The organism is Microbacterium sp. NPDC090281, assembly GCF_044769635.1.
Taxonomy (GTDB): domain Bacteria; phylum Actinomycetota; class Actinomycetes; order Actinomycetales; family Microbacteriaceae; genus Microbacterium.
The window spans coordinates 1,199,513-1,215,719 of sequence record NZ_JBIVYH010000001.1 but is presented as its reverse complement, the minus strand read 5'-3'; the positions used below and the strand labels follow the sequence as shown (position 1 = coordinate 1,215,719).

General features: G+C 70.2%; 14 protein-coding genes. 9 read left to right on the top strand and 5 right to left on the bottom strand.

The annotated features are described in order from the left end of the window. Positions 1-11 precede the first annotated feature (11 nt). The 4 genes from ACIQTX_RS05765 (at position 12) to ACIQTX_RS05750 (ending at position 6,694) form a co-directional block, all read left to right on the top strand. Positions 12-4,592, top strand: coding sequence for an ATP-dependent helicase (locus tag ACIQTX_RS05765; protein ID WP_402970043.1), 4,581 nt, complete (start codon positions 12-14; stop codon positions 4,590-4,592). Between the two features lie 23 nt (positions 4,593-4,615). Further along, positions 4,616-5,446, top strand: a complete 831-nt coding sequence (locus ACIQTX_RS05760; protein ID WP_402970040.1) for an EI24 domain-containing protein — start codon at positions 4,616-4,618, stop codon at positions 5,444-5,446. After that, on the top strand, positions 5,433-6,206 hold the full coding sequence (locus tag ACIQTX_RS05755; RefSeq protein WP_402970037.1) for a DNA-formamidopyrimidine glycosylase family protein: 774 nt from the start codon (positions 5,433-5,435) through the stop codon (positions 6,204-6,206). The genes ACIQTX_RS05760 and ACIQTX_RS05755 overlap by 14 nt, the downstream gene beginning before the upstream one ends. An 80-nt stretch (positions 6,207-6,286) precedes the next feature. Beyond that, complete coding sequence (locus ACIQTX_RS05750; RefSeq protein ID WP_028502548.1) at positions 6,287-6,694, top strand: DapH/DapD/GlmU-related protein; 408 nt, start codon at positions 6,287-6,289, stop codon at positions 6,692-6,694. A 27-nt stretch (positions 6,695-6,721) separates the two neighbouring features. Here ACIQTX_RS05750 and ACIQTX_RS05745 read toward each other — a convergent pair whose 3' ends face one another. From ACIQTX_RS05745 to ACIQTX_RS05735, 3 genes are all read right to left on the bottom strand, one after another. After that, positions 6,722-7,930 carry an Ig-like domain-containing protein gene (locus tag ACIQTX_RS05745; protein WP_402970033.1) on the bottom strand — a complete coding sequence of 403 codons (1,209 nt, stop codon included), beginning with the start codon at positions 7,928-7,930 and terminating at the stop codon, positions 6,722-6,724. 89 nt (positions 7,931-8,019) lie between these two features. After that, complete coding sequence (locus tag ACIQTX_RS05740; protein WP_402970030.1) at positions 8,020-8,679, bottom strand: LuxR C-terminal-related transcriptional regulator; 660 nt, start codon at positions 8,677-8,679, stop codon at positions 8,020-8,022. Next, entirely contained in the window at positions 8,672-9,919 is a 1,248-nt protein-coding gene (locus tag ACIQTX_RS05735) for a PspC domain-containing protein (RefSeq protein WP_402970027.1), read from the bottom strand. The genes ACIQTX_RS05740 and ACIQTX_RS05735 overlap by 8 nt, the downstream gene beginning before the upstream one ends. Before the next feature lie 115 nt (positions 9,920-10,034). Here ACIQTX_RS05735 and ACIQTX_RS05730 point away from each other — a divergent pair, with 115 nt between their 5' ends. From ACIQTX_RS05730 to ACIQTX_RS05715, 4 genes are read left to right on the top strand one after another with little or no spacing between them, the layout of a single operon-like run. Continuing rightward, entirely contained in the window at positions 10,035-11,627 is a 1,593-nt protein-coding gene (locus ACIQTX_RS05730; protein ID WP_402970024.1) for a PspC domain-containing protein, read from the top strand. Continuing rightward, a complete protein-coding gene (locus ACIQTX_RS05725; RefSeq protein ID WP_028502551.1) occupies positions 11,627-11,938 on the top strand; it encodes a hypothetical protein in 312 nt (103 codons plus the stop codon). The genes ACIQTX_RS05730 and ACIQTX_RS05725 overlap by 1 nt, the downstream gene beginning before the upstream one ends. A 9-nt stretch (positions 11,939-11,947) precedes the next feature. Continuing rightward, positions 11,948-12,688 (top strand): substrate-binding domain-containing protein, encoded by a 741-nt coding sequence (locus tag ACIQTX_RS05720; protein WP_402970021.1) that lies wholly within the window; start codon positions 11,948-11,950, stop codon positions 12,686-12,688. 40 nt (positions 12,689-12,728) lie between these two features. Continuing rightward, on the top strand, positions 12,729-13,445 hold the full coding sequence (locus ACIQTX_RS05715) for a GMP synthase (RefSeq protein ID WP_402970018.1): 717 nt from the start codon (positions 12,729-12,731) through the stop codon (positions 13,443-13,445). 29 nt (positions 13,446-13,474) lie between these two features. Here ACIQTX_RS05715 and ACIQTX_RS05710 read toward each other — a convergent pair whose 3' ends face one another. Beyond that, on the bottom strand, positions 13,475-13,945 hold the full coding sequence (locus ACIQTX_RS05710) for a glutaminase (protein ID WP_402970015.1): 471 nt from the start codon (positions 13,943-13,945) through the stop codon (positions 13,475-13,477). After that, positions 13,942-15,156, bottom strand: coding sequence for a cation:proton antiporter (locus ACIQTX_RS05705; protein WP_402970012.1), 1,215 nt, complete (start codon positions 15,154-15,156; stop codon positions 13,942-13,944). Before ACIQTX_RS05705 ends, ACIQTX_RS05710 begins: the two co-directional genes overlap by 4 nt. 116 nt (positions 15,157-15,272) lie before the next feature. Here ACIQTX_RS05705 and purU point away from each other — a divergent pair, with 116 nt between their 5' ends. Then, entirely contained in the window at positions 15,273-16,124 is an 852-nt protein-coding gene (gene purU, locus ACIQTX_RS05700) for a formyltetrahydrofolate deformylase (RefSeq protein WP_402970009.1), read from the top strand. The last annotated feature ends 83 nt before the right edge of the window (positions 16,125-16,207 follow it).

The following is a 16,207-nucleotide window of genomic DNA, read 5'->3' as shown; positions in this document are numbered from 1 at the left end:
AAGATGGAGTGATGAGCGACGTGCTCGACCGCTTCACCCCCGCCACGCAGGACTGGTTCCGGGGTGCGTTCCCCGCGCCCACTCCCGCACAGGCGGGTGCGTGGGAGGCGATCTCCGCAGGCAAGCACGCGCTCGTGGTGGCTCCGACCGGTTCGGGCAAGACGCTGTCGGCTTTCCTCTGGGCGATCGACAGCGTGTTCCGCGAGCGCATGACCGAAGCGGCTGCTCCCGCGAAGGGCGAGCCGCGCACGCGCATCCTCTACATCTCGCCGCTGAAGGCGCTCGGCGTCGACGTCGAGCGCAACCTCCGCTCCCCGCTGATCGGCATCGGGCAGTCGGCCAGGCGGCTCGGAGTGGCGGCCCCCGCCGTGACCGTCGGGGTGCGCTCCGGCGACACCACGTCGAGCGACCGTCGCAAGCTCGTGTCCGATCCGCCCGACATCCTCATCACGACCCCCGAGTCGCTGTACCTCATGCTCACGAGCCGCGCGGGTGAGACTCTGCGCGGCGTGCACACGGTCATCATCGACGAGGTGCACGCGGTCGCGGCGACCAAACGCGGTGCGCACCTCGCGGTGAGCCTGGAGCGTCTCGACGCTTTGCGCCGCTCGCACGGTGTCGAGGCGGCAGCCCAGCGGATCGGTCTCTCGGCCACGGTGCGGCCCATCGATGAGGTCGCGCGATTCCTCGGCGGCTCGGCACCGGTCGAGATCGTGGCACCTCCGGCGTCGAAGACCTTCGAGCTCAGCGTGGTCGTGCCGATGGACGACATGACCAATCCGCCGCCGCCACCCGGTGTGCCGGGCGAGGCCGCCGATGCCGAGTACACCGAGGTCACCGGCTCCGTCTGGCCGCATGTCGAGGAGGCGATCGTCGACCGCATCCTGCAGAACAACTCGACGATCGTGTTCGCGAACTCCCGCCGTCTGGCCGAACGGCTCACCGGTCGCCTCAACGAGATCTACTCCGAGCGCATCGGCGTCGAGCTGCCGGTGGCGACGGTTCCGGCGCAGATGATGGCTCAGGCCGGAGCGACAGCTGGCGCCGATCCCGTGCTGGCCAAAGCGCACCACGGCTCGGTGTCGAAGGAGCAGCGCGCCCAGGTCGAAGAAGAGCTCAAGTCGGGCATCCTGCGCTGCGTCGTCGCGACGAGCAGCCTCGAACTCGGCATCGACATGGGCGCGGTCGACCTCGTCATCCAGGTCGAGGCGCCGCCTTCCGCCGCATCCGGTCTGCAGCGCGTCGGCCGCGCAGGGCACCAGGTGGGCGAGATCAGTCGAGCCGCGCTCTTCCCCAAGCACCGCGGCGATGTGCTGCACACCGCGATCGTCACCGAGCGGATGCTGGCGGGCAAGATCGAGGCCATCCAGGTGCCGCGAAACCCGCTCGACATCCTCGCGCAGCAGACTGTCGCGGCAAGCGCACTCGGTGCCATCGGGGTCGAGGAGTGGTTCGAGACCGTCCGCCGGTCGGCACCTTTCCAGGCACTCCCGCGGTCGGCGTACGAGGCGACGCTCGACCTGCTGGCCGGCCGCTTCCCCTCCGACGAATTCGCCGAGCTGCGACCGCGACTCGTGTGGGATCGCGATGCGGGCACGCTGACCGGGCGTCCGGGTGCGCAGCGCATCGCGGTGACCAGTGGCGGCACCATCCCCGATCGCGGCCTGTTCGGGGTCTTCGTCGCGGGCGAGACCACCGGGGCGCGCGTCGGCGAGCTCGATGAGGAGATGGTCTACGAGTCGCGGGTGGGCGACGTGTTCACGCTCGGTACGACGAGCTGGCGGATCGCGGAGATCACCCACGATCGCGTCAATGTGATCCCCGCCTACGGGCAGCCCGGCAAGGTGCCGTTCTGGCACGGCGACGGCATCGGCCGACCGTTCGAACTCGGCGAGGCCCTGGGGGCGTTCTCCCGCGAGGTGTCGGCGGCAGCTCCCGAGAAGGCGGCGCAACGACTGATCGACGCGGGGCTCGACGAGCAGGCGCGGGCGAACCTCATGGCTCATTTGACCGAGCAGCGCGAGGCGACGGGCACGCTCCCGACCGACCGCACCCTCACGGTCGAGCGCGGCCGCGACGAGGTCGGCGACTGGCGGGTCATCCTGCATTCCCCATACGGCATGAAGGTGCATGCGCCGTGGTCACTGGCGATCAACGCCCGCGTGCGCGAGCGCCTCGGCGTCGAGGGGTCGGCGGTCGCGAGCGACGACGGCATCATCGTGCGCATCCCCGACGCCGAGGCCGAGCCGCCCGGTGCCGAGCTCTTCGTCTTCGAGCCTGACGAACTGGAGCATGTCGTCACCGAAGAGGTGGGCGGTTCAGCGCTGTTCGCCTCCCGGTTCCGCGAGTGCGCCGCGCGAGCGCTGCTCATGCCCCGCATGAACCCCAACAAGCGCACGCCGCTGTGGCAGCAACGACAGCGATCCGCACAACTGCTCGAGGTGGCCAGGCGCCATCCGACCTTCCCGGTGATCCTCGAGACGCTGCGCGAGGTTCTGCAAGACGTCTACGACCTCCCCTCGCTGCGCAAGCTCGCGACGGCGATCGCCGATCGCCGAGTCCGCCTCGTCGAGACCGAACCGGGCCAGCCGTCGCCGTATGCCCGCGACCTGCTGTTCGGCTACGTGGGCGCGTTCATGTACGAGGGCGATTCGCCGCTCGCCGAGCGCAGGGCGGCAGCGCTCTCGGTCGACCCGGCGCTGCTCGGAGAGCTTTTGGGCACGGTCGAGCTGCGCGAACTGCTCGACCCCGACGTGATCGCCCAGTTCGAGCGCGAGGCCCAGCGTCTCGACCCCGACCGTCGCGCCCGGGGCCTGGAGGGAGTCGCCGACCTGCTGCGGATGCTCGGGCCGCTCGACGCCGATGAGGTCACGGCCCGCCTCGACCCCGACACCGTCGGCGACAGTTCTGCTGCTGCGATGCTCGAAAACCTGATCACCGCGCGCCGGGCGATCCCGGTCACGATCGCGGGTGCGAGCCGGGTCGCCGCGATCGAGGATGCGGGGCGCCTGCGCGATGCGCTCGGGGCCGCTCTGCCCACCGGTATCCCCGTGGCGTTCCTCGAACCCGTCGCCGACCCGCTCGGCGACCTCGTCGCCCGCCATGCCCGCACCCATGGCCCGTTCACGACGGATGCCGTCGCCACGCGATTCGGTCTCGGCGCGGCCGTCGCCAGACACACGCTGCAGCGCCTCGAGACAGCGGGGCGCGTCACGAGCGGCTACTTCCTGCCCGAGGCTGCCGGCAGTGGCGATGCCATCGAGTGGTGCGACACCGAGGTGCTGCGTCGCCTGCGAATGCGATCGCTCGCGGCCATCCGCGGATCGGTCGAACCGGTCTCGCCCGAGGCGTACGCACGGTTCCTGCCCGACTGGCAGCACATCGGGCGACCGCTCGAAGGCGTCGACGGCGTGCTCAACGTGATCGAGCAGTTCGCCGGCGTACCGATCCCGGCGAGCGCGTGGGAGTCGCTGGTCCTCCCCTCCCGGGTGCGCGACTACTCCCCCGCGATGCTCGACGAGCTGACGGCAGCCGGCGAGGTCATCTGGTCCGGCCACGGCACCCTGCCGGGGCGCGACGGCTGGGTGTCGCTGCATCCGGCCGATCTCGCGCCCTTCACCCTGCCGGAGCGCGACGCCGAGATCGCGTCCGACTCCCTGGAGTCCCGCATCCTCATCGCCCTCGACGTCGGCGGCGCCTACTTCGCGGCGCAGTTGAAAGACATGGCCGCGGCCGAGAACGAACAGTCCGTACTCGAGGCGCTGTGGTCGCTGACCTGGTCGGGCTACGTGACCAACGACACCTTCGCGCCGATCCGCTCTCTTCTCGCCGGCGGGTCACAGGCGCACAAGGTCAAGCGCCGCGCACCCCGTGCCCGCACCTATCGCGGCGTGTCTTTCACCGGTTCTGCCGCGCCTCGGCCGCCGTCGATCGGCGGACGCTGGTCGTTGCTGCCCGCGCTCGAGACGAATGCCGCACGCCGGGCGACCGTCACCGCGGGGCTGTTGCTCGACCGCTACGGCGTCGTCACGCGCGGTGCCGTGCAGGCCGAGGGCGTTCCCGGTGGCTTCGCCCAGGCGTACCGCGTGCTCGCCGGTTTCGAAGAGGCTGGCCACTGCCGCCGCGGCTACGTGATCGAGAAGCTGGGAGCTGCGCAGTTCGCCGCCTCCGGCACGGTCGACCGGCTGCGCACCTACGCCGGGCTCGCCGATCCCGCACCCCGCAAGGCTGTGACCCTCGCCGCGACCGATCCGGCGAACCCCTACGGCGCCGCACTCGGCTGGCCCAAGCTCGACGGCGTCTCCCACCGTCCCGGTCGCAAAGCGGGCGGACTGGTCGTGCTCGTCGATGGCGCGCTCGTGCTCTCCCTCGAACGCGGGGGCCGCACCGTGCTGGCGTTCACCGACGACGGCGAGGTGCTGCGGGCCGCGGCATCCGACCTCGCCGCCACCGCACGCAACCGCCGCCTCGACACCCTGACGGTCGAGAAGATCAACGGCGAGGGCGTATACGGCACCGAGCTGGCACTCGCCCTGCAGGAGGCGGGTTTCGTCGCCACACCCCGCGGCTACACGCTCCGCAAGGCCGTCTGAGCGATGCACCTACGCTGGAAGCCATGATCCGAGAGTTCGCCACCGGCATCAGCACCCTGCTGCGGGGGTTCGGGCTGTGGCGCACACGGCCGGGGCTCATGGTGCTCGGGCTGATCCCGGCGATCATCGCCCTCCTCGTGCTCGCTGCGGCCCTCATTCCGCTGGTGATCGGGATGCCGTCGGTCTCGGCCTGGCTCACCCCTTTCGCCGAGGGATGGGGCGAGCCGTGGCGGGGTCTGCTGCGCACCGCGGTGGGCCTCGTGGTGGTAGCCGCAGCACTCGCCCTGGCCAGCGTCGTCTTCAGCGCGTTGACCTTGACCATCGGCGACCCGTTCTACCAGCGCATCTGGCACGCGGTCGAGCTCGACCTCGGTGAGGCACCGCCTGCCGACGGCGGCAGCTTCTGGACGACTCTCGGCGAGGGGCTGCGACTGGTGATGCTCGGCATCCTGATCGCGATCGTGGTCCTGCTGATCGGACTCATTCCGCTCGTCGGCGGCTTCCTCGGCCCGGTCTTCGGCGTCATCCTGACCGGTCGTCTGCTCGCGCGCGAGCTCACCGGACGCGCCTTCGATGCGCGCGAGCTCACCCCGGCTGATCGTGCCGCACTGTTCTCGGGCAGTCGCGCACGGGTACTCGGCTTCGGTGTCGCCACCCAGCTCTGCTTCCTGGTGCCCGGTGGTGCCGTCGCGATCATGCCGGTCGCCGTCGCCGGGAGCACGATGCTCGCGCGCGACCTGATGGCGCGCACCCCCGTGACGCCCGCGTCCGTGCCCGCAACGCCTCCACCGACCGCGACCGCGACCGCTCCACCGTCCGCCCCTGCCCCGAGGCTCCCCGATGCCCGAGGGTGACACCGTCTTCCGCACGGCGCGGCGTCTCGACGAGGCCCTGGCCGGCGCAGAGGTCACCCGCTTCGACCTTCGGGTCCCACGTTTCGCGACGCTCGATCTGACCGGGCAGCAGGTGCACGCCGTGGTCGCACGTGGCAAGCATCTGCTCCTGCGCGTCGGCGAGAGCACTGTCCATTCGCATCTGCGCATGGACGGCGCCTGGTTCGTGTACCAGCCGGGCGAGAAGTGGCGGCATCCGGCCTTCAAGGTGCGCGCGATCGTCGGCACGGCGCATCGCGAAGCCGTCGGCGTCGACATCGCCGAGCTCGAGGTCGTGCCCACCCGCGACGAGGATCAGCTGGTCGGCTACCTGGGCCCCGATCCGCTCGCCGAAGACTGGGATGCTGCCGAGGCTGTGCGACGGCTCGGGGCCGATACGCGCAGCATCCACGTCGCCCTCCTCGACCAGCGCAATGTCGCGGGTTTCGGCAACGAGTATGCGGCAGAACTCCTGTTCCTGCGCGGAATCCTGCCCACGACGCCGACGCCAGAGGTCGATGTTCCCGCTCTTCTCGGGCTCGGCGTCCGCACGATCCGCGCCAACCGCGACCGCCCGGACCGCACTTTCACCGGCGTCAATCGACCGGGACAGACCACCTGGGTCTACGGCCGTGCCGGGCGCCCGTGCCGGCGCTGCGGCACCCTCATCAGACGCGGAGAGCAGGGCGCAGATCCGACCCGCGAACGCGTCACGTTCTGGTGTCCGTCCTGCCAGCGCTGATCACATCCATCCGCGGGAATGAATCCGCCCCGACCGTGGTTGTTGATATATCCGGAGAACACCGGAGCACGGGAGGAATCGTGGGCAAGAACTACGTCGACATCGAGAACGATCAGGGCGCGACGTTGCGGTACCGCAAGCACGCGAACGGTCGAGGTCTCGTCGCGCATGGCGCGAAGGTGCATCCGAAGGCGCACATCGAAGCGGGTGCCTATATCGAACCGGGCGCACGCGTCGGCGCCGGGGCGACCATCGCCCGCGGCGCCTGGATCGATGAAGACGCCGTGATCGGCGAAGGCGCGTTCGTCGACGCTCACGCGCACATCGGCCACGGCGCCGCGATCGGCGATCACGCCTACGTCGGAGTCCGCACCGATATCGGGCCCGGAGCGCGCATCGTTCGAGGCGCCAGGATCGGCGACGATGAAACGGTCGCCGCAGGTCTCACCATCGCCACGGACCAGAAGGGCCTGTGGCTCGCGGCTTGAGTCCAGCCGCGCAGCTCCGGACGACGATCATCTCCGAGTCGTCTGTCTCCCTGATCGCGTGACCGCGGCTACGACGAGCGCCCCCGCGAGCAGAGCGAACCCGACCCCAGGCAGCGCTGCGTTCATGCGCAGACCGCTGTCCGCGAGCGTGCCTGAGTCCCCGGCGGAGCCGCCGCCGGCGTCGGGAGTGGGCACAGGGGGCACAGGGGGCACAGGGATGAGCGTTCCGGTTCCGGTGCCGCGCGCCGTCTGTCGCCCCGCGAGACCGGCGAAGTAGACCGATTGCTGAGATGCGGCATCGGTGGTCGCGAGCACGGCTTGGAACTCGGGCTGCTCCGCAGACGTGATCTGCGTCGTGAGACGGAACTCGCGGAGCAGGCCGACCGGCACTGCCGCCTCCGCCGCGACGCTCACCACCTGCGTGGCTGCTTCGAGTCCCGGCGATACGGGTGTGCAGGTCGCCGAAGAGATGGGAGCAGGCGCCCCGAACTGCGCATCGCTCGGATACGGATCGCCGGGCGTCCAAGCAGCGTCGCGGTACTCGAGCTGAAGCGCGGCGCAATCGACGCTGGTGGCGCCGTCCATCAATGCGAGATCCAGGTTGAAGAGCGGGACACCGCTGAAGTAGGTCCACTCGAGTGAAGCCCCCTCGACCAGGCCCCCGCGAACGCCCGCGGCGTCGTCGCTCACATCGGTGATCCGATAGAGACGAACGCTGCCGGGGAACGTGCCATCGGACACGACGATGGGAACGGCGAAGACGGTCGGCGTCTCCGTCGCCGTCGCCGCGCTCACCTTGGCTTGCAGCGTCGCAGACCCACTGACAGCAGTGTGCGTGTCCACATACGGGGCGAAGGTCACCGTCACCGTGCCACCTGCACCCGTGACCGTCGCGATGGTCTCCCCGGCATCCGAGAGGATCGGAAACGGGACGAGGTCGCCGACCGAGAATGCCACCCCGCCTGAGCTTTCGAACGTCATCGAAGCGGTGTCACCGGCGACCGTCGCGTCGGGGATCGAGAACGTGAACGACACATCGACGAGCGATCCGTCGGGGACAGCCGTGGGATCACCCGTCTGCTGCCACGGCGTCGTCAGCACGGGGGAGATCGTGACCGAGGTGAAGGCCCCTTGCACCTCTGCCGCGGAAGCGCGACCGGGCGGAGAGAACACGGCGAGAGTCAAAGACCCCAGGACGACGACGTTGAACACGACGAACGCTCTACGCACACGCATGGTCGCTCCGCTCCGGCCGACCCGCCAAGGGCCTGGCACATGGTGAGACGCCCAGAATCTCGTGACTCGTCGCCGCGCACAAGCCCCACTTAGAGCAGGCGCCGCTCCGACGCCCATGCGGTGAGTTCATGGCGCGACGACAGCTGCAGCTTGCGCAGCACCGATGACACGTGAGTCTCGACCGTCTTGATCGAGATGAAGAGCTCCGACGCGACCTCTTTGTAGGCGTAGCCGCGGGCGATCAGGCGCATGACCTCCTGCTCGCGCGCCGACAGCCTGTCGAGCTCGTCGGTCGCCGTCGCGGTCTCTCCCGCCACTGCCCCGAATGCATCCAGCACGAAGCCGGCGAGCCGCGGGGAGAACACCGCATCGCCCCCTGCCACAGCGTGCACGGCCTTGCTCACCTCGATGCCCGACGAGCCCTTGGTGATGTATCCCCTGGCGCCGGCGCGGATCACCCGCACGACATCTGCCGCCGCATCCGACACGCTCAGCGCGAGGAACCGTGCCGCGGTGGGCGCCGAGCCGCGGATCACGGCCTCGCCCCCGGCCGCATCGTCTCCGCTCCCCCCTGGCAGGTGCACATCGAGCAGCACCACGTCGGGTCGGGTCTGACCGATCACGGTGATCGCCGATGGCACGTCGTCGGCCTCGCCCACGACGTCGACGCTCGCATCGAGGTCGGCGCGCAGGCCTGAGCGGAAGATCGAGTGGTCGTCGACGATCACGACCCGGATGCTGTCAGCCACGGTTCTCCTCCCGCGAGGGTGTGGGTCGAGACGCGGGCCGGTCGTGGTGCGCGCCCGTCGTGATGCTGAGGTGGACCTCGGTGCCGCTCTCGTCGCTGCGGACGGCTCCTGCCCCGCCGGCACGGCGCATCCGGCCGATGATCGATTCCCGCACGCCGAGGCGGTCGCTCGGCACGTCGTCGAGCAGGAAGCCGGCGCCCCGGTCGCGGATGAAGACGTCGACGCCCGTCGTGCTCCCCTCGATGTACACCGAGATCTCGCCGCCCGCATGCCGTGCCGCGTTCAAGATCGCTTCCCTGGCCGCTGCCGCGAGCTCCCCGCTGGCACGCTCGGTGGAGAGTCCAGCGGATACGACCTCGATGCGCACCGGATAGTCGAGCTCGAGCGCCCCCGCGTAATCGCGCAGGTCTGTCGGGAGGTCGCTGTCGGCTGGGGCATCGCCGTCGTACAACCAGGCGCGCAACTCCCGCTCCTGCGCCCTCGCGAGCCGTGCGGCCTCGCTGGACGCTCCCGCCCTGTTCTGGATCAGGGCGAGCGTCTGCAGCACCGAATCGTGCAGGTGGGCGGCCATCTGGCTGCGCTGCTCCTCGCGGATGCGGCGAGTGCGCTCCCCGGAGAGCTCTCGCCACCGCGGGATCAGTGTGGACGAGATCACGGCGGCCAGTCCGACGAGAGGGATCAGCACCAGCACGACCCCCGACGAGGCCACGGGCCAAGCCAGCAGGATCACGAACAGCAGCGCGAGCAACAGGATCGCGAGGATCCGGATGCTCAGGGTGTGCCGGGGCCCGCGAGCGGTGTCGGTGCGATCGATGAGCGTCGCCCACAGCCCTGCACCGGTCGCGAACGCCACCGTGCCACCCACGACGAAGGCGGCGAGGTCGGGCGGGATCGTCCCGCTGAGCCAGTCACTGCCGCCGCGCCAGACGAGGACGACGAGCATCCCGACCGCGGCGGGAACGAGGAGCAGCCACGCGACCGGCATCCGCCTCGTCGGCGCGCTCTCGCCCTCCGCCAACGGCATGAACGTCCAGCACCAGGCATAGAGGAGGATGCCGGCGCCGCCGCACAGTGTCAGGGCGATGAACAGCGCCCGCACCAACGACACCCGCACACCGAGATGGCGGGCGAGCCCCGTGCTGACCCCGGCCACCAGGCACTCACGATCCCGGGTCAGGGGTGGGCGCGGCGGAGCAGCCACGCGCGGAGGTCGCGCAGGAGCGTGCGCCGAAGAGGACATGTCGCCAATCCAACCATCCGCACGGCCGCTCCGGGTCCTCCCCTGCTCAGAATCAGGGGCCACTCAGGGGTTCCCCCCATGGCAGGCCACCGCCGGTTGCCGCCAGGATCGAAGCATGACGATTCCGACTGCGCCACCACCCCCTGCCGACCACGCCGCTCCGGCCGTCGGCACCCCGGGCTCCGACATCCCTCGGGGCGCCGATCGGTTCCTCCTCTGGGTCGCCGGCCTCGGCGTCGCGCGGTCCGACGGCTGGCTCGGTGGCGTCGCCGCCGGCATCGCCGCGCGCCTGCGCATCGACCCGCTGATCGTGCGTGGCGTGCTCGTGGTCGCGGCCCTGTTCGGCCTGCCCGTGATCTTCCTCTACGCCGCGGCCTGGGCGCTGCTGCCCGATGTCGACGGACGCGTCCACGTCCGCGATCTGCTGCGGCACGACTACCAGCCCGTGCAGTGGGGCATCTTGGCGATGGCCGTCATCGGACTGTTCCCCACCGCTCCACTCGCCGGTCGCCTCTTCGGACTCGGCTACGACGGCTGGTCGACGCTCTCTCTCATCAGTTGGATCGTCGGGATCGCCCTCGTCGCCGCCCTGCTCTTCCTGATCGTGCGCGCTGCCAGCCGAACCCCGGGTGCTTCCGCGCCTGATCTGCCGATGGCTTCCGCAGATCAGGCGGCCCCGGCCGCGTCCGCTCCCCTCGACGGTTCGGGTACCGCCGAGGGGACGGGCGCCACTCTCTCGAACGAGGCGCCTGCCGGTGTCGACACCGTGATGACCGCGCCGACAGCACCTGCTGCTCTGACCTCCGATGCCGCCGTCTCGGCTGCTCCTCCGGCCCCTCCGGCTCCGCTCGCCCCTGGCACGCAGGATCCGGCCGCGCTCGAGGCCTGGCGCGCTCAGCACGCCGCCTGGAAGGAACAGGATCAGGCATGGCGGCGCCAGCAGCAGGATGTCGAACGGGCTGCCCGTGACCAGCTGCGCCGCGAGCGCCAGGCCGAGGCCGCGGTGTTCGCCGCAGAGGCAGCCGAGCGCCGTCGCATCCGCCGGGCATCTAACCCGCGGGCGGGCTTCGCGTTCGCCGCGACCATGATCGGTCTCGCCATCATCACGGGCGCCGCCGTCGGGCTCGCCACAGGCGGCGCGGCACTCGGCGGCGCGCTGGGGCTGCTCGCCGCCGCCCTCATCCTGGCGCTCGGGATGATCGTCGCCGGGGCCTTCCGCCGCCGCAGCGGCTTCCTCGCCTTCGTCACCGTGCTCACGCTGGTGGGCGGTCTCGTGGCCGGCGCGTTCTCTGCCTTCCCCGGAGTCACGCTCGGCTACGCCTCGATCGGCAACAACGCACCAGCCCATGTCCGTCAGCCGTTCGGAGACGTGTTCGTCACTCTGAACCCGCACGACGACGGGCCCCGGAGGATCGTCGTCGACAAGGGATCCGGAAACACGTTCGTCTACGTCCAGCCTGGAGTGGAGCTCGATCTGCAGGCCACCGTCGATACGGCCACCGTGTCGTGGACGCGGCGGGACGAGGAGACGGGCCAGACCGTCGACAGCGGGGTATGGCCCGTGAGCGAACGCGACGGCGACTCGTCCGTGGCGGTGAAGATCGCTGCGGAGAACGCTTCGACCACCACCGTCCAGCCCGTCACCATCAACCAGACCAGCGGCGAGATCGCCGTCGTCATCATCGAGCCCGTGAAGGAAGACCAGTGATGAGCACGCCGACGATCACCGAGACGACCACTCCTCCCCGCACCCGCTGGGCCGCCATCATCTGGGGCCTCCTGTTCGCCGTGATCGCGGCGACCGCACTCTGGATGCTCGCCGATGACGACCGCCGAGACGCGGTCGCAGACGGACTCGTAGCCTTGACACCGACCACGATCGTCACGATCCTCCTGCTGACGGTGGGCGTGCTGCTCCTCGTGGGCGGAGCGGCCGGCCTCATCCGCCGAGCGCAGCGGAAGCTCGCGGCCACCACGCCTGCTCCTGGCCCCGAGATCTCTGACCCGCTCGCCGAGTAGCCTTGTCCCATGGCGAATCAGGGAAGACGGCCCGCGAAGGGCGCAAGCAGGGGCACGCCTGTGCGCCGGAACAAGGCCGCCCCCGCCGAGCGGTTCCCTCCGCAGAAGCCGAAGAAGCCGACGACCAAGGTCGTCTTCGATGCTCCTCAACCTGAATCCGATGAACCCCGCACCTTCCGGCTGGGCGCCGTGCCGGGGGCGACACCCGGCAAGTGGATCGATGCGTGGAAGCAGCGGATGCCACGAGTGCCGCTCGAGCTCGTTCCGATCGAGGCCGCTACCCAGCGTGCCGCGCTCGACGGGGTCGACGCGGCGCTGGTGCGTCTGCCGCTCACCGACGATTCTCTGCACATCATCCCTCTGTACGACGAGCTCCCCGTCGTCGTCGCCGCGGTCGATTCGCACCTGATGGCGGCCGCTGAGCTCACCGGCTCCGACCTCGAGGGCGAAGTCGTGATCGGCCTGACCGACGATGTGCTCGGCCCGCTCGAGCTGCCGGGTACCTCTCCGGCGCGGTTCGCCGCACTCCCGACGAATGAGGCGATCGTGACCGCCGCGTCCGGTGTCGGCATCGTGATCGTGCCGATGTCGCTGGCGCGGATGCATCACCGCAAAGACGCCGACCACCGCGTGCTCGCCGACGGACCGGTATCGACCGTCGCCCTGGTCTGGCCGCGCGAGCGCACGACGCCCGACGTCGAGACGTTCGTCGGCATCGTCCGCGGCCGTACGACCAACTCCTCGCGGTGACCGCGTCGGAAGGCCACCGCGCGATCGTTAGAATCTCCTGATGGCCTCGCTTCTCTACGTCTGCGTGCGGCCCGAGACCGGGGCGGCGGATGCCGAGCACGCCTCGTTCCGTCGGGCGCTGGGCGTCGACGTGGTCGACCGGCTCGATCTGCTCCAGACGCCCCTGCACATCGAACGCCTGCGGGGATACCGCGGGGTCGTGGTCGGCGGCTCGCCCTTCAACGTCTCCGACCCGGTGAAGTCGGCAGAGCAGCTGCGCGTCGAAGCCGACCTCCGGACGCTCGCCGATGCGGCGATGGCGGCCGAGATCGCCGTGTTCTTCACCTGCTTCAGCATCGGGGTGGTCACCCGCATGCTCGGCGGCGAGGTCGTGACCGACACGCCTGAGCCTGCGAGCGCCACTGTGATCGACACGACCCCAGAGGGCGCGGCCGACCCCGTGTTCGGGCCCAGCGGCTCCGCCCTGACGGTGTTCACGGCGCACAAGGAGAGCGCGGCGAGCACGCCGCCCGGCGCCGTGCTGCTGGCGACCAACGCGGCCTGCCCGGTGCAGGCCTACCGCGTGGGTACGCACCTGTACGCCGCACAGTTCCACCCCGAGCCCACCCCGCGCGACTTCGCCGACCGGATGACGTTCTATCGCACCACCGGTTACTTCGACCCGGACGAGTTCGACGCGGTGCAGCAGCAGGTGCTCTCAGCATCCGTCACCGAAGGCGCTGCCCTCCTGCGGCGCTTCGCCGAGACCGTCGCCTGAGTCCGCGGGCCTGAGTCAGCGGGCCTGGGTCAGCTCGCTGCCGCGTCGCGCAGCAGTGTCACACGCTCGCGCAGGTATGCCTCCAGCGGCATGAAACCGCCGGCCGCGCTCCAGCGCACGGACGGCACCCCGTCGATCAGGGCGAGCGGACCGGATGAGCCGCCGGCATCCACGGCGTCCACATCGATCACGCTCCATCCGACGTGCACCACATCGCCCTCGTCGAAGCCACCGCGCAGAGCCTCCGCGCGACGCTCGGCACGCTCCCTGGCCGACTCGGCCGTGTATCCACGGCGTCCGGGGTCGGCCGCCCGCAGCACTTCGGCGGTCGCCAGCGCATGCGTGTCGGTCAGCAGCAGAACGCCCAGATGCCAGGCCTCGCCGACCCGCACGATGCGACGCCCGCGCCAGCGGGAGTCGCGTTGCTCGCCGAGTCCTTCCTTCGAGACACCGGCGAGATCCTGAACGGCCTGCGTCAGGAGCGCGGATGCGGTCGTCACAGCTCCCCCTGCACAGCTTCGCCTGCACGCGCGGGCCCGACGACTTCGGCACGATCTCCGCGCAGCGTCATACCGATCAGCGGGTACAGCAGCACCGACAGCATGCCGGCGCCGACCAGCGCAGCAGCGGTGCCGGTGTCGAGCATGTCCTGATCCACGCCGATCGCGGTGACCGCGACGATGATCGGCAGGCCGGTCGCGGCGAGCAGACCGAGCGCCGTCCGGTCGCGGACGCTCATCCCCGCCGGTGCCGAGAGCTGTGCGGCCGATCCGCGGATCACGAGCAGCGCGATCAGGAAGATGGGGACGAGGGCCAGGGCGCCCGACGAGGTGAGCAGCGCCTGAAGGTCGAAGGTGACGCCGGTGTAGAGGAAGAAGATCGGCACCAGGAACCCGAAAGCGATCGCCTCGATCTTGCTCTCGACCTGCTCCGCCGACTCCTTCGGCGCCCGCGCCATGATGATGCGCCAGACGGCGCCCGCGACGAAGGCGCCGAGCAGCATGTCGAGGTCGAGCATCACGCTGAGCCCGACCAGCGCTGCGATGAGCAGAATCACGAAGCGCACCCCGAACTGGTCGGACGTGTGCAACGTGGCGAGGACGATGCGGTGCAGCCGGCCGTGAGGTACCCGATGCGCCAGCAGGACCGCGAGCCCTGCCAGCACCACGAAGGTCAGCAGGATCGCTGTGGCGAGCGGGGTCGTGCGGGTGCTGAGGAAGATCGAGATCGCGATCAGGGGCAGGAACTCCCCGACCGCGCCGATCGCGCTGATCGCGCGGCCGAAGGGCGTGTCCAGCTCGCGGGCGTCGCGCAGGATCGGCATCAGCGTGCCCAGAGCGGTCGAGCTGAGCGCGATGCCGATCACGACCATCCCCTCGCCGGGGGCGAAGAAGAAGCCGAGGCCGATGCCCAGCACGACGCTGAGGAGCCAGCCGAGCGATGCCCGTGCGAGCGGCTTGCCCGCCACCATCTTGAAGTCGATCTCGGTGCCGGCGACGAAGAACAGCAGTGCCAGTCCGAAGTCGCTGAGCTTCTCGAGCAGCGGGCCGGGCTCCACCCAGCCGAGCACCGCCGGGCCGACGAGGATGCCGAGCACGAGCTCGAACACCACGATCGGCACCCGCACCACGGGGCGCACACCGCGCGCGAGCAGCGGCGCGGCAACAGCCAGCAGGGGGATCAGCACCAGGCCGAGGTCGCTCGCATCCATGCTCTCAGGGTAGGTGAGAGCGCAGCCGCGCGGTTGCAGGGCACCGGGTGATCTTCCGCGATTCGCCCGCTCGGCGCATCCACGGCAGAATCGATGCACACCCTCGAGGAGCCCCCATGTCTCAGCCCGATACCGCCCGCCTGCTCATCGCCTGCGACGACCAGCCCGGCATCGTCGCCGCCGTTGCCGGCGTGCTCGCCCAGCACGGGGCGAACATCATCTCCCTCGACCAGCACTCGACCGACTCCGAGAACGGACGCTTCTTCCAGCGCACCGTGATCCACCTCGACGGGCTTTCGGCGGCCCGCCCCGCCCTCGAGGCCGACATCTCGACGGTCGCCGAGCGCTTCGGCATGGAGTGGTCTCTGCACGACGTCGCACGGCGCAAGCGGGTCGCGATCTTCGTCTCGAAGTACGACCACTGCCTGATGGAGCTGCTCTGGCGCACGCAGCGCGGGCAGCTCGACATCGACATCACGATGGTCGTCTCCAACCACCCCGACCTGGCCGAGGCCGTCCGCTCGTTCGGCGTGCCGTTCGTGCACATCCCCTCCGGCGACAAGACGGTGATGGAGGAGCGTCAGCTCGACCTGCTGCGGGGCAACGTCGACCTGGTCGTGCTCGCCCGCTACATGCAGATCCTCACCGACGACTTCATCACCCGGCTCGATGCACCGGTGATCAACATCCACCACTCGTTCCTGCCCGCGTTCATCGGCGCCAACCCGTATGCGCGCGCCAAGGATCGCGGCGTCAAGCTGATCGGCGCGACCGCGCACTACGCGACGGCCGACCTCGACGAGGGACCGATCATCGAGCAGGACGTCACCCGCGTGACACACTCCGACTCGGCGGCCCAGCTGCAGAGCCGTGGCGCCGACGTCGAGCGTCAGGTGCTCGCCCGCGCAGTGCAGTGGCACGCCGAGGACCGCGTGATCGTGCACGGCAAGTCCACCGTCATCCTCTAGCCCGGTCCGTCTGGCTCCGGCCCGCGCCCCCGCCCGTCTGGCTCCGGACCGCGCCTCCGCTCCGGTCCGCACTCTCCGCTCCA

Bases quoted from the DNA above. Each gene is read 5' to 3' on its own strand.
- ACIQTX_RS05730 (WP_402970024.1), top strand. From the start codon at position 10,035: ATGACGATTCCGACTGCGCCACCACCCCCTGCCGACCACGCCGCTCCG.
- ACIQTX_RS05765 (WP_402970043.1), top strand. From the start codon at position 12: ATGAGCGACGTGCTCGACCGCTTCACCCCCGCCACGCAGGACTGGTTC.
- ACIQTX_RS05735 (WP_402970027.1), bottom strand. From the start codon at position 9,919: ATGTCCTCTTCGGCGCACGCTCCTGCGCGACCTCCGCGCGTGGCTGCT.
- ACIQTX_RS05705 (WP_402970012.1), bottom strand. From the start codon at position 15,156: ATGGATGCGAGCGACCTCGGCCTGGTGCTGATCCCCCTGCTGGCTGTT.
- ACIQTX_RS05760 (WP_402970040.1), top strand. From the start codon at position 4,616: ATGATCCGAGAGTTCGCCACCGGCATCAGCACCCTGCTGCGGGGGTTC.
- ACIQTX_RS05720 (WP_402970021.1), top strand. From the start codon at position 11,948: ATGGCGAATCAGGGAAGACGGCCCGCGAAGGGCGCAAGCAGGGGCACG.
- purU (WP_402970009.1), top strand. From the start codon at position 15,273: ATGTCTCAGCCCGATACCGCCCGCCTGCTCATCGCCTGCGACGACCAG.
- ACIQTX_RS05745 (WP_402970033.1), bottom strand. From the start codon at position 7,930: ATGCGTGTGCGTAGAGCGTTCGTCGTGTTCAACGTCGTCGTCCTGGGG.
- ACIQTX_RS05715 (WP_402970018.1), top strand. From the start codon at position 12,729: ATGGCCTCGCTTCTCTACGTCTGCGTGCGGCCCGAGACCGGGGCGGCG.
- ACIQTX_RS05725 (WP_028502551.1), top strand. From the start codon at position 11,627: ATGAGCACGCCGACGATCACCGAGACGACCACTCCTCCCCGCACCCGC.
- ACIQTX_RS05755 (WP_402970037.1), top strand. From the start codon at position 5,433: ATGCCCGAGGGTGACACCGTCTTCCGCACGGCGCGGCGTCTCGACGAG.